Origin of the sequence: Clostridium sardiniense (assembly GCF_050584765.1) — a bacterium.
In the GTDB taxonomy this organism is placed as follows: Bacteria; Bacillota; Clostridia; order Clostridiales; family Clostridiaceae; genus Clostridium; species Clostridium sardiniense_A.
Window position 1 is genome coordinate 151,969 of sequence record NZ_JBNOOR010000004.1, and the last position, 14,570, is coordinate 166,538.

The 14,570-nt window shown below is 27.9% G+C and carries 9 protein-coding genes; 2 read left to right on the top strand and 7 right to left on the bottom strand.

The genetic code is table 11. The features are described from left to right. Positions 1–114: 114 nt before the first annotated feature. The 5 genes from ACQPUW_RS15515 to ACQPUW_RS15535 all read right to left on the bottom strand — a co-directional run bounded on the left by ACQPUW_RS15515 (position 115) and on the right by ACQPUW_RS15535 (position 8,857). Positions 115–3,246: an alpha-mannosidase gene (locus ACQPUW_RS15515; RefSeq protein WP_430838397.1), complete on the bottom strand. Its 3,132-nt coding sequence runs from the start codon at positions 3,244–3,246 to the stop codon at positions 115–117. A 69-nt stretch (positions 3,247–3,315) separates the two neighbouring features. Beyond that, complete coding sequence (locus tag ACQPUW_RS15520; RefSeq protein ID WP_430838398.1) at positions 3,316–4,269, bottom strand: carbohydrate ABC transporter permease; 954 nt, start codon at positions 4,267–4,269, stop codon at positions 3,316–3,318. 20 nt (positions 4,270–4,289) lie between these two features. Beyond that, positions 4,290–5,207, bottom strand: a complete 918-nt coding sequence (locus ACQPUW_RS15525; protein WP_430838437.1) for an ABC transporter permease — start codon at positions 5,205–5,207, stop codon at positions 4,290–4,292. Between the two features lie 382 nt (positions 5,208–5,589). Continuing rightward, positions 5,590–7,110, bottom strand: a complete 1,521-nt coding sequence (locus tag ACQPUW_RS15530; protein ID WP_430838399.1) for a response regulator — start codon at positions 7,108–7,110, stop codon at positions 5,590–5,592. Between the two features lie 4 nt (positions 7,111–7,114). Continuing rightward, positions 7,115–8,857, bottom strand: coding sequence for a sensor histidine kinase (locus ACQPUW_RS15535; RefSeq protein WP_430838400.1), 1,743 nt, complete (start codon positions 8,855–8,857; stop codon positions 7,115–7,117). A 206-nt stretch (positions 8,858–9,063) separates the two neighbouring features. Between ACQPUW_RS15535 and ACQPUW_RS15540 the strand changes: the two genes are divergently transcribed. Both ACQPUW_RS15540 and ACQPUW_RS15545 read left to right on the top strand, forming a co-directional pair. Beyond that, positions 9,064–9,744 carry a DUF624 domain-containing protein gene (locus ACQPUW_RS15540; RefSeq protein WP_430838401.1) on the top strand — a complete coding sequence of 227 codons (681 nt, stop codon included), beginning with the start codon at positions 9,064–9,066 and terminating at the stop codon, positions 9,742–9,744. Positions 9,745–9,769: 25 nt separating this feature from the next. Next, positions 9,770–11,074, top strand: coding sequence for a glycoside hydrolase family 125 protein (locus tag ACQPUW_RS15545; RefSeq protein ID WP_430838402.1), 1,305 nt, complete (start codon positions 9,770–9,772; stop codon positions 11,072–11,074). Between the two features lie 89 nt (positions 11,075–11,163). Here the strand turns inward: ACQPUW_RS15545 and ACQPUW_RS15550 are convergent, their stop codons facing one another. Both ACQPUW_RS15550 and ACQPUW_RS15555 read right to left on the bottom strand, forming a co-directional pair. Next, positions 11,164–11,817, bottom strand: a complete 654-nt coding sequence (locus ACQPUW_RS15550; protein WP_430838403.1) for an AIM24 family protein — start codon at positions 11,815–11,817, stop codon at positions 11,164–11,166. A 227-nt stretch (positions 11,818–12,044) separates the two neighbouring features. Then, on the bottom strand, positions 12,045–14,483 hold the full coding sequence (locus ACQPUW_RS15555) for a glycoside hydrolase family 38 C-terminal domain-containing protein (protein ID WP_430838404.1): 2,439 nt from the start codon (positions 14,481–14,483) through the stop codon (positions 12,045–12,047). Positions 14,484–14,570 lie beyond the last annotated feature (87 nt).

Consider the following 14,570-nt stretch of genomic DNA (forward strand, 5'->3'; position numbering starts at 1 on the left):
TAATATCACTATACTAGTCTCATTAATTTTTTTAGATATATAAATAGAAGTATCTACTCATTTTATTTATTCGTAGATACTTCTATAATTTCTTCTATATGCCTTCTTAATCTACTACTTTAATTTAAATTTGAATGTCTTTATTTCAAATGGTTTAATTGTGAAGTTAACTTTATTTTCATCTGCATTAAGCACTTCTAAATCTCTTTCCATTAGGTTACATTCACATATTTCTTCTATATCTTTAAAGAACTCTAAAGTAGCATTTGTTCTCTTGTTGTGGAACTCATACATTCTTACTATTAAGTGGTCTGTATCTTCAGCCTTCTTAATAACTTCAATCATGATGTTTTCCTTATTTACCTTAACTAAGCTTAATTCATCTTCTAATTCTCCATTGTGTGCTTCTTCAACTTTTGCATATAGCGGAGTATTTAACTTATAAGCTTCATTAGCTGTTTTTGCCTTCTTCCAATCACCTTCATGGCTGTAGATTGAATATGTGAAGAAGTGTTCTTCTTTATCTGCATCTGGATTTGGATCACAAGATGATTTTAATAGAGTTAATCTCATATTTCCATCTTTGATGTCATGTCCATACTTTGAGTTATTAAGTAATGATACCCCAAAGTCTCCTTCTGATAAGTCTGCCCACTTATGTCCACAAACTTCAAAGCTTGCAACATCCCATGAAGTATTGTTATGTGTAGGTCTTGTAACATTTCCATATTGAATTTCGTAAGTTGCTTCTTTAGTATTTATATCAATTGGGAATGCTGCTTTAACAACTACATCTCTTTCTTTCCAATCTACATATGTGTCAAAGTCAACTCTTTCTAAATCATTGTATACATATACCTTTTGTACTATTGTTGATTCTAAGAACTTTCTTTCTATCTTTAATGTACTTCTTACTGGTCCTCTTTCTATTACTTCAATGTTTTGAATATCATCTATCTTCCACATTTTTTCTTTGTAGTAGATATCTATATCCCAGTTATCAAAGCACATTGGCTTATCTTCAAATGCTTGTATTTCATTTCCTATAGCACCATCTTTTAAGATTTCTCTGTTGGCTGCTTTGTTTATGAATGATACAATTTGTCCCTTATCATCAAGCTCAATCTTAAAGAATTTATTTTCTGCTCCATTTTCAGAAACTTCTACAATATCATTAGATACTTTAGTTGCTTCTACTATCTTAAATGACTTATGTCCATTAGCTGGAATATTTTCTGCAAAGAATATTGCTTTGTTTCCATCTATCTTTTGGCATATTAGTTCTTCACCATTATTATCTAAAACAGCAGGATTAGTTATATCTTCTGGAATATCAAATGTAGCTATATCACTTCTTTCAAATCCTAAAGTATTTGATACAACAACACTTCTATCCTTTAAGTTAATGTTTGAAGTAATATTTGATAAACCTTCTCCTATTAACTCTTTACCATTTTGTATTAATGCCTTGTATTCAACATCTGTTACATCATAAACTTCCTTTATTGATGAACCTGGTATAATATCGTGGAATTGATTTAATAATACTGTTTCCCATGAATCAGTTATACTTCTGTATGGATAGTTATTTCCAAGTAACATTGACATTGAGTTTAACTTCTCTGCTGCTGTGTACATATTTTCGCAGATTCTGTTATCTCTCTTATTTCTAGCCATTGAAGTATATGTTCCTCTATGGTATTCAAGATATAATTCTCCAACCCACTTTGGTAATTTCTTATTTCCTGAAACTTGTTCTTCAAGTCTCTTGAAGTAGTCTAATGATGTACCCATCTTAACTCTTGGAGCTCCTGGTATACCTTTAGCTAGTCTTCTTCCATTTTCAAGCATTTCTAGAGTGGCACCACCACCACCATCTCCCCATCCAAAGGAAACTAGAACATCATTATTTATATTCTTATTTTGGTATCTTCTCCATGAACCCATTATTGCATCTGGTTGAATATGTCCATTATAAGTTGTAAAGTGTGATTCTCTTTCTTGTCCTGGTCCAGTTGTTGTTATAAAGTGTGTTAATACTTCAGATCCATCTATTCCTTCCCACATGAAAGTATCATTTGGAATTTTATTAAATTGATTCCATGCAATCTTAGTTGTCATAAAGTAATCAACATCTGATTTCTTTAAAATTTGAGGAATAGCAGCTGAGTATCCAAATACATCTGGAAGCCATAATATCTTGTTATCAACATTAAATTCTTCTTTAAAGAATCTCTTTCCGTGTAATATTTGTCTTACTAATGATTCTCCTGATGTTACATTACAGTCAGCTTCAAGCCACATAGCGCCTTCTGGTTCCCAAACACCTTCTTCAATCTTTTCCTTAACTCTTGCATAAATTCCTGGGTGATCTTCCTTTAGGAATTTATATAGTTGAGGTTGACTTGACATGAATATATATTCTGGATATTCTTCCATAAGCTTTAATACTGTTGAGAAACTTCTTGCAACTTTTTCTCTAGTTTGAGCAACTGTCCAAAGCCATGCAACGTCTATATGAGTATGTCCAACACATGTTGCAATTACATCTTCATGTCCACATAATTCTCCATAGAACTTATCATTTAAGAATTCATTTGCCTTCTTTACACTCTCATCATATAATTCTGTCTTTGGTCTTCTTAAATCAATTAAGTTAACTGCATCATTTAAAACTGTTATCATATCTATTCTGTTTTTATCTTCTTTATCTAGCTCTTTACAAACATCTGCTGGTACTTTTAAATTCCAGTATAATTCTCTTGCAGCCATATCAATTACTACTAATTTACCATGTAATGTAGCTTTTTTATCAGCAAGCATTCCTGCATATGCGTGTAAGTCTATTTCATACTTTTGACCTGCAACTGCATCATGAGTTAATATAATTTCTCTATGATTTATATCAACACCTTGAATTTGTTCTCCATTAACATATAGGATAAATTGAGGATTTGTTGCATCCCAACCTTCTTCGAATGTATGGAAGTTTAAAGCTATAGTTTGTCCAGCAAAACTTTCTGGAACTTCAACTGAACACTTAAACCACCCGTGGCAATCTTTTCCGCCCCATAGATCTCCTGTTTTAAATTCTCTCCAGCCATCTTCTGGAGCTTCTTTTATTAAATCAATATTATGATAGTTTCCATCTATATACATATAGTTCTCAAGATTAATTTGATCTCTATATACGTGCTTTGAAATTTCTCCACAAATTTTATCAATTCTTTCTAATAAATAATACATAATATATCCCTCTCTAACTTCTATACTCTATTGTTTTTTATGATTAATTTATATTTATTAATTTAGTTTTTACTCTTTTACTGCTCCAACTGTAAGTCCACTTACGAAATACTTTTGGAAGAATGGATATGCAAATATTATAGGAAGTGTAGTTATAACAACTATCGCCATCTTCGCTGTATCCTTTGGCATACTTGCAGCAGCTTCTACTGCATTTGTTCCAAGGGCAGCCGAGTTATTTGCCAAGAATTCCATTGAGGTTTCCAATCTAATAAGTAAGTACTGTAATGGCACTAAACTATTTTTATCAATATAAAGCATTGCGTTAAACCAATCATTCCAGAATCCAAGTGTTAAAAATAATGCTATAGTTGCTATTGCTGGAAGTGATATTGGAAGAACTATCTTTAAGAATAATTTCCATTCTGATGCACCGTCTATTTTAGCTGATTCTACAACTGCATCTGGTACTGTTGTCTTAAAGAATGTTCTAAGTATTATAATGTGGAATGAACTTACACATATGGGAAGTATCAATGCAAGTAAGTTGTTCTTAAGTCCTAAGAACTGTGTTACAACCATATATGATGCAACCATACCACCTGAGAATAACATTGGTATAAATATTAGTTTTGTAAAGAACTTTTTATATGCAAAGTTTTTTCTTGATAGTGCATATGCATAAGTTGTCATAATTACAAGCCCTAATAATGTACCAGCTATAGTTATAAATATAGTTATTCCATATGATCTCATTATTTCTCCGCCTGAGAATATGAATTTATATGCTTCTAAACTCCACTCTTCTGGCCAAAATCTATATCCGTTCATTTGAAGTGATTGTTCACTAGTAAATGATATAATTACAACGAATATAAATGGTATTATACAAAGTGCCGCTAATATAGCAAAGAATATATTAAACGCAATATTTGTAGGTTTTGATATAGAGTTAAACTTATTTACTCCATCTACTTCTTCTTTATCTTTACTGAATATTTTATTTTTTATCTTATCTATCATAATCTACACCACCTTTTCTCCTAGAAGAATGCATTTTCGTTATCTACTTTTCTAACGATTCCATTTGTAACTAATATTAATATTAATCCTACAAATGATTGATATAATGCTGCTGCTGAACTCATTCCTATATTTCCAAGGTTAGTAAGTCCTCTATAAACATAAGTATCTATAACATTTGTTACTGAGTATAATGCACCTGAATTCTTTGGTAATTGATAGAATAATCCAAAGTCAGCTCTAAACATTCCTCCAACTGCTGTTATAAACATGATAATTAATACTGGTTTTAATAATGGAAGTGTAATATATTTTATTTGTTGCCACTTGCTAGCTCCATCTATCATTGCTGCTTCAAAGTATGATTTATCTATACCACATATTGATGCTAGATAAACAACTGTTCCATAACCTACACCTTTCCATTGACTCATGAAAATTATTATGAATGTCCAATATCTAGGTTCTGTATACCAAGATACACTATCCATTCCAAGCATATTTAAAATTCCATTTACATATCCTTTTTCTGGGCTTAAGAATGCGAATAAACAGTAACTTACTATAACCCATGATAAGAAATATGGTAAAAACATTGAACTTTGATAGAACTTTGATAATTTCTTATTTAAAAGTTCTTTTAAAAGTATTGCAAAAGTTACTGGAAGAACTATTCCAAGGATTATAAACACCAAATTATACAAGACTGTATTTCTTGTTATTAACCAGGCATCACTACTTTGGAACAGGAACTCGAAGTTTTTAAGTCCAACCCATTCACTCTTAAATAGACTTTCAAGGAATCCACCATGTATTTTCCAATCCTTAAAGGCTATTATAATTCCAAACATAGGTAAGTATGCAAATACTAAAAACCATATACTTCCTGGTACAGTTAAAAGTAATAATTCTTTATTAGCCTTTAATTTTTTAAACATTGATTCTTTTTTCTTTTTAGCTAACTTGTCTACCTTTTTTACCTCTTCAACTTTATTTACTTTTTCTATTTTTTCTACTTTTTTTACTTCGTCTACCTTATGTGTTTTTTCTACTTTATTTACTTTGTCTATTTTTTGTTTTTCTTCTATTTTTTCTAGATTTCCTACTTTAGACATTTACCCCTCTCCCTTCCGTTCTTGTAAACGTTCCCTAAGTTACTTAAAATATATCATATTTAATATTTACCTTTAAAGTTGAAATAATCTAGATTTAGTGTAGAAATTAGATTTATCTATTTTCAACTAATTTTATTGCATAAAAAGATCCCCTAATTGACCATAATTTTATAATTTAGATCAATTAGAGGATTAATTTTCTCTATTAATAATTCTTCATTTCTCTCAATGTTGATGGACAAACTCCATAATATTTTTTAAACTTTCTATAGAAATAACTAGTATCTGTATATCCTATAGCCTTAGCAATATCATTTATTTTCATATTAGTTTCTAATATAAGATCTTTAGCTTTGATATTCTTTGTCTTATTTAGATACTCTGAAAATGATATTCCAACTTCCTTAGAGAATATTCTTCCAAGGTATGAACTATTTATATTATATTGTTGAGCAAGTGTCTTTAAGCTCAACTCTTCATAATATCTATCATTTATATTATTTATAATTTGTTGTACTATAGGACTATACTTTATAGTATTTGAGCACATAGCATTTATAACTTCTTCAACTTCACTAATTATAAATGCTTTTACACTATCTCTTGTACTTTCATTACATAATTCTACTATAGTTGAACTTAAGCTATCTCTTACATACTTTTTATCTAACTTAAACTCATCAGAAATATTATCAAGAAGTATTATTATTTTTACTGATAAATCATATATATTTCTCGGAGTTAATTTACTATTATCAAATATTTCTGTTAAATAATCCTTAGTTTTATTTATATTCTTTTCTATTATAAGCTTATTTAGCTTGTCTATTTCTGATGAAAAATTCATTCTATATTCTTCTATATCAGAAACTTTCTCTTTGTACAAGCACATGTTAGTTCCTTCTGTAAGCATGTATTTTTTAAATATACATGCTACTCTGTAACTGTCTTTTAGTTTATCTATAGAATCTACTGTATCACCTATTGCAATAAATACATCTACATTTAGAGTATCTATTAATTTATCTTTTATACGATTGTAATATTCTATAATTTCTTCTCTACTACATCCTTCATTCCATTGATTAACTAATATAGTTTGACCATCAAATTTATGAATTATTTCATAATTTCCAAGTGTATTTTCTTCTATGGCTTCATCTATATTTATATACTTACCATCTTCATTTCGTCTACTTATGGTTATTGTTGCTACTGTATAATATTTTTCATTAAAATCTAAGTTTATATCTTCTTTTATTTTATATATCTCTTCTTTATTTATTTTCCCATTTATAAATTCAATTAGCTTTCTATTTTTATCTAATATATTATTTTTATTTTTCTTCTCTAACTCAATAGACTTTACTATATTTATTAAAGATTCTTCAAGTTCTTCTTCGTTAATAGGTTTTAGTATATAACTTTCAACTCCATATGCTATTGCTTTTTTTGCATATGAAAATTCATCATATCCACTTAATATTATAAAATTAACACTTTCATCTATAGCTTTAATCTCTTTTATTAAATCAAGCCCACTCATTTTTGGCATATTTATATCTGTTACCACTATATTGACAGGACTTTCTTTAAACTTTTCAAGAGCCTCTTCCCCATTCTGGGCTGTATCTACAACTTCTAAATTTAAATTTTCCCATTCAACTAAATTTAATAATCCTTGCGTAATAAGCTTTTCGTCATCGACCAACATAACTTTATACATAAAATTACCCCTCTCTACATGGAAGTTTTATAACAACCATTACTCCCCTATCATCATTTAGTTCTAATCCAATACCATAATCATCACCATATGCAATTACAATTCTCTCATGAGCATTAGTAATACCTATGGATTTTCCTTCATAATCCCTATTTTTCAGACTATTATTTATACTATTTATCTTTTCTTTAGTTGTCCCATTACCATTGTCTTTAACCATTATTATTATATCTGTTCCATCTTTTATTATATTTATCTCTAGGTAATTATCAAAATCATCAAGTCTTATACCATGAACAAAATAATTCTCAATTATAGGTTGTAACGTGAATTTTATTATTTCTTTATCTAATAAGCTCTCATCACAATTAATCTTAAAATTAAACTTCTCATCATATCTAAACTTAAATATTTCTATATATTTAGTGCAATATTCCAGTTCATCGCCTATAGTTATTACATCTTTATCCTTAACTTGCTTTCTAAATAAAAATGCTAATGTATATAACATTTTACCTACTTCTTTGTCCCCATTACAAATAGCAGTCATTCTTATACACTCTAATGTATTGTATAAAAAATGTGGATTTATCTGATTTTGAAGTGCTATCATTTCTGCTTTCTTTTGATCTAATTCTGCTAAATAACTCTTTTCAATATATTTATTTAAATCTCTGCACATATCATTAAAGTTTTCTGATATATATCTAATCTCATCATTCTCATCTTTTTTCTCATCTATAGGTATTGAAACATTTAAATCACCATTTTTAACTTTTTCCATAGCAATTAATATATTATCTGTTCTATCACTAAATTTTTTAAGCTTAATAATTAGAATCCCTAAAGCTATTATAAATAATATTATATCTACAGCTATCAAAGAATTTAAAAATCCTTTTGGTAAACTACGTATGCTATTTTTATTGAACTTAGCTACTGTTGTTAAATTAGATTTACTAGTTATTTTATAAACATAGTACTCTTGATTATCTAACTTTACTATATCTTGTCCATTTTCTAACTTTGGAAAATCATCATAATACTTATACTCAAAGTCTTTATTAGAATCATAAACCACGAATTCATTTTCATCTAAAACCATAACTTCATATTCGTCATTATATTTTTTTACAATATTTGAAATATTATTTAAATCATATGTAAGCACTATAAGACCTTCACTTTTTAAGCTAGTTGGATTTCTAATTTCTTTAACAAAGCTTACAGTGTTTTTTTCACATATAACATTAGAAAAGTTATTATTGTTAAATACATATGATTTGTTTATTTTTTTGACTGCTATTTGATTAGTTCTATTAAATGATCTAGTTTCCATTCTATCATAGCCAATAAATGATATATCTATTAAGCTATTATTTGAAATATATGAGTTTCTAGTAAAATGTTCTACTCCCCTATAGAAGTATTCATTACTTTCAGAAAATTTATTTAGTTTATTTTTCAGATATGTAACACTATCTGTATTTAAAAAATGTATTATATCATCTACTACATAAGAATCATTATACATAGTTTCAATTATTGAGTTGCTAGAATTTGTTATTTCATTTAGGACATCGTTTACATCATAGGCAACCTTCTCATTTACATATACATTGTTATCAATATTCTCTTTATGTACCCTATTAATAAAGTAGATATCTAATGCTGTTATTAAAAGAAGTATTACAGATATATAAACAATAAATAATCTTTTATATATCATTGATTTTCTGGCACGCATATTTAACACCCCTAAATTTTACTTACCCATAACTATATTTAACCATAATAATTATTTCATTAAAAGATTTTTTTATGTAATATATTATATTTTTAGTGTATTTTTTCTAGTTTTTTGTATAAAAAATACATAATAAATTGAATCTACTCATTGATTAAATTATACTATAGCTATCAAAAGTAAACATTTTCAAAGGAGAGTTCATTATGCAAGAAATTTTTAATTTAGACAAAATATTCGATACCTTCAATTATATTTTTTGGTTCTTTTTGTTAAATATCTTCTTTATGATATTTAATATTCCGGTTATTTTGTTCTTTTTATTTGTTGGTATAAGTAATGTTTTCACATACTTTCCACTATTCTTAGTATGTTTAATTCCTACAGTACCTGCTTTCACTGTACTTTTATATTGCATGGGAAAGCTTATACGTACTAAAAGTTTAGATATAGTTAAAGATTTCATTAAAGGAGTTAAATTAAATTTCCTTCAAGCTTTATCAATGTGGATTCCAGAACTTCTTATAATATTAGCCTTATATTCTAATGTTAAGTTCTTCTCTACAGTTAATTATAATTTGATTTTGACTTGTTTATTTGTAGCACTACTTATACTTATTGCTGCGGTAACACCACATTTATATATATTAATGAGTAGATTCTCAATGAAGAATTTCGATCTTTTAAAGACTTCTTTTATATTGACTTTTACAAGACCAATAATAACTATAACTAACTTATTAATTCTAATTGTTTCACTTGTAGTTTTTGAGGTTGCACCTGGAACAATGGTACTATTTATAGCTAGTTTACTTGCTTTCTCACTTGTATTTACAAATAAAGCACTATTACTAGAACTTGAACAAGCATCAAAAAATAATTCTTAATTATAAATATTTTGGAGGAAATTTTATGAACACTATTACAATTAATAAACTAGATATTATTAAAAATACTGTACGAGAAATAGGAGCTGACTTATCAAATAAAATATCTGATGAAAATTTAAAAGCTTTATTTTATAACTGTTTTATAAACACAATAGAAACTACTGTTGACGTATCAGAAAATGATACCTTTGTAATAACAGGTGATATACCAGCTATGTGGCTTAGAGATTCAACATCACAGATAGAACACTATTTACCATTTGTTAAAGAGAATGAATGCTTAAAAGATATATTTACTGGTCTTATTAAAAGACAAATGAAATGTATTTTAATAGATCCTTATGCTAATGCTTTTAATAAAGAAGCTAATGGACAAAAGTGGGACAATGATATAACTAAAGATAGCCCTTGGGTATGGGAAAGAAAATATGAGATAGATTCTCTTTGTTATCCTATACGTTTAATGTATAAATACTTTAAAGAAACTGGCGATACATCTTTCTTTGATGAAGAAATAAGAAATGTATTTAATATAATAATTGATTTATGGAGAACAGAACAACATCACTTTGAAAAGTCAGATTACTCTTTCCAAAGATTAAACTGTTCACCTACAGATACTTTATGTAATGATGGTCTTGGAAATCCAGTAGGATTTACAGGTATGACTTGGTCAGGATTTAGACCTAGTGATGATGCTTGTCAATATGGATACTTAGTTCCTGCTAATATGTTTGCAAGTGTAGCTTTAGGTTATATTGAAGAAATTGCTGAAACTATATATAAAGATAATGAACTTAAAGAAAAAGCAAGTAGTCTAAGATCAGAAATAGAATCTGGCATAGAAAAGTTTGGTATAGTTCATGATGAAGAATTTGGCGATATATATGCTTATGAAGTAGATGGACTTGGAAATCATAACTTTATGGATGATGCAAATGTTCCTAGTCTTCTATCAATACCTTATCTTGAGTTTAGAGGAATTGACGATGAAATATATCAAAATACAAGAAGATTTATACTAAGCAAAAACAATCCATTCTACTACGCCGGAACTGAAGCTTGTGGTATAGGAAGCCCTCATACTCCACCTGAGTATATATGGCATATAGCACTTTCAATGCAAGGACTTACTACTAATAATACAGATGAAATTAAAGACTTAATAAAAACTTTAACTTCAACTGATGCTGGTACAGGCTTTATGCATGAAGGATTCTATTGTAATGATTCGAAGCAATTTACTAGAGATTGGTTTGCTTGGTCAAATTCTTTATTTGCACATTTTATATACGAAACAATTATTATGAAAAATATTAAATTGTAATACTATTTGAATCCTTAATTATTATTATAATGAGAAAAGATAGATATAAAACTTATATCTATCTTTTCTTTATTTTATAAATAATTAAATTAATTTATTGAATTATTTATAAAATAACTTGGATTTTTAGTTTGGTACCAAACTAAACCTGGTCCAAAAAATTTCATTATATTTCCTTCTCCGCTTTCAATGGATATCTTTTCATCTCCAAATTTTCTTATTGAATGTTTTATATTACTTTCTTTTAAAACTACATGATTCTGATCTATTATTAGACTTTCGCCTTCTTTTAATTGTTTTTTTATTATTTTTCCAGTAGCACAAATAGCTATTGTACCCTTACCACTAGCTTCCACTACAAAAATGCCATCGCCTTCTGTGATCCCTTCTCTTCCTTCTTTTTTAACTTCTAGATTTATATTTTCTGTTGATGCTAAAAATGCTCTTTTACTAAGTGCGTAGTTACTGTTTCCATCCATATTTAAAAATTCAATATCACCTAAAAACCTTTGTGATAAAACAAGCTTCCCATCACTTAAAGCATGATAATCAACTAGTACAATAGGCTCTCCAGCAAAAAATTTACTAAAAAATTTATTCATACAACCCGAAGTTATTTTAACATCAAAAGTATCAGTCATGGAAATCATAGAATCTGAGGCAACTTTTATAACATCACCCTTTTCGGCACTAACTTCTATAGCGGTACTAATACTATCAAATAACTTTTCAAATTTAATCATTTGTATACACCCCTCTATTGTAAAATAATTTATTATAGAAAATATAGGTAAAAAGCCTTTTCAAAAGAAAAATTACCAATATCAGTATAGTTCTAATATTGGTAATTGTCTAATTATGCATTTTTAAATAATATTAAATATAAAAAGAATTATATAATTCTTTTGCATTTAATAAATTAACTAATACTCAAATTAATTATAACGAAATAATGCATAATTTTATTTAATTAATCAATTCTATAATTTATAAATCCTATATTTATACTTTTATTTTTTTCTATTAATTCTTCAATATTTAAAACACTACCTGACCAACTCATAGAATAATTTAATTCTATAAATCCCCCTAAAGATGCTTTAAAGTTAGTTTCCCAAATATTATTCATAACCCATGAATATAACTCATACTCATTATGCTTTGTATATTCTTCATGAAATAATTTTTTAGAGTTCTCATATTGAAGCTTTGATGTATATATTAATGATGTGTCTGGCATTGATATACTAACTCCATAATTATTCTCCTTTAAAGCAATTCCATCTTGTACTAAATAAAAATCACAATTAGTTCCAGGTAATTGATCTTTTCTTGCTTGTATTGTACAGCCAGTTTTTTCACAATATAAATCCATTTTTTTATTATTAAATGCAAAAGGCATTGCAATGTATAAACTTTCTGGATCCCATACACTATCTTTATTAACTATTACATTTATATCTGCTCTCTTATTATCATTGTAAACTTTAATTATTACTTCTAATAAGCTTGTTCCTTTAAGGCTTAATTTCAAATGTATTTTACCAAATATTTTCCCAACTTCAGTTACTTCTATTGATTCTATAGTTGGATAATAAACTTTTGCATTCTTTCCTCTCATGTTACGTCCCAATACTTGTCTAACTTTATATTGAGCCTCTGTAGTTTGTCCTTCACCCTTAGTTAATTCATATATAGGCATGAATGCTCCTGTTTTTGCATTACTATCTATTAGCTCTACATTGTTTATCTTATCAAACCAACTTATTATCCCTCTATCGTAATTCCACTCTATTTTTAAATGATTATTTTCATAAATTTGACCATACTTTTTAATATTAGTCTCTTCTCCGTAAACATATATATCATCTATTCCTTGACAACACATATGCTCATTTTTTATTTTTACATATGGATCCTTATTCTCTAACCTTTTAATTACTAAAGTTCTCTCTTCTTTAGGGTTTAAGGTAATTGTAAAATTAATGTACTTTCCTCTTGGATGTTGCTCACTTTGAGTTAAGTATTTATTACCTAAATCATCCTCTATAATCTCTTCTAAATCTGATGTTTCCCAATAATCTAATGATAGCTTAACACACTCAGTTAATTTTATATTATGAGGATTAATTATTTTAAATTTTGGTTCTCTATTAGGCTTTAAACTACTCATTCCCTTATTTTCTAATATAAAGTTATAATTTCTTATTGCAGCTTCATGAGCATTTATAGCATATGATGCATTTTTATAATCTAGAAGATTTACAAAGCTGTTCCATGGATTTGTTATTGATGAAGAATGTCCCCAAGTATGCTCTGCATAAAGCGCTAGCATATCCTCACACCTATTTACAAGTTCTTTATTACTTAAACTTAAATCTTCATCTAATAATTTAGTAGTTTTTAATAATCTTTGTGATTCTTTAAATATTTTATTTACATTTGGAGTACTTCCTACCCCAAATGCCCACCAATCTGGCCAATCCCCTTTATAGGTAGGTATCGTAACATTAGTTTTTTCTAAATTTTTAAAGAAATCATCTAATGTTGTCATCTTTACAGTTACTTCTTCTCCAAACTCTTCATTCCACCAATTAATAAATTCTAATACTTCTGTATTAGGAGAACCATTGTCCGTTGGTAATCCATGAATAGTAATTGGAACAAAATTATATTCATAATCTTGCTTTTCAAGGCCTTTTAAATATCTAAACATTCTAATTGTTCCATACTCTTTTAATTTATCCCTAGTAAATGTTGCTCCTAATTCATCCTTGTTTATATATGAGCCTGTAGCAGTACCTACTATTCCAAATTCATTTCCAAAATGATAATGCTCTCCATTCCATACTAATATCCTATTTCCTTTTGGAGTTTCCCAATAAAATGGAGTTTGTTTTTTAAATAGTGGATACATTCCATGATGTGTATGAACACAAGAAAATAAATTTTTTATTCCACAATCATATAGTGCATCTGAATACCCCCAGCTATATCCATTAATATCAGCCGTCATTGCGCTATTTATATCTCTGCCTATGCTCTTACAGTAATTAACTCCTTTTAAGATTTGATTTTTCAAATTATCGTAATCTATAAGCTCATTAAAATTCAGATAGTTACCTGTAATTTCTATCCCACCATTTTTAACACAAGTTTCAAAACGATGCTTCCATTCATTATCTACATATTTTAAGAAGCTCTCAACACCCCAAAAGCTTTCGCATGTCCAAATGAACTCCCCTTCTTTTCCTACTTTCCTTAACTCTTCACTTATCTCAATAGCTTGTTTAATAAAATTTATATGATATAACTCTATAGTTTCTTGGCTTTGTGTGTATCCTATATCTGTATGTGAATGATGTATAAGTAATACTTCCCATTTTCTATTTAAGTTTACTGGCTTCATATATATTCCTCACTTCAAATTATTTTATAAATTCAATTTTTCTTTTTATATATTTTATTTCGCCTTTTCATATTCAAATTAAACTTT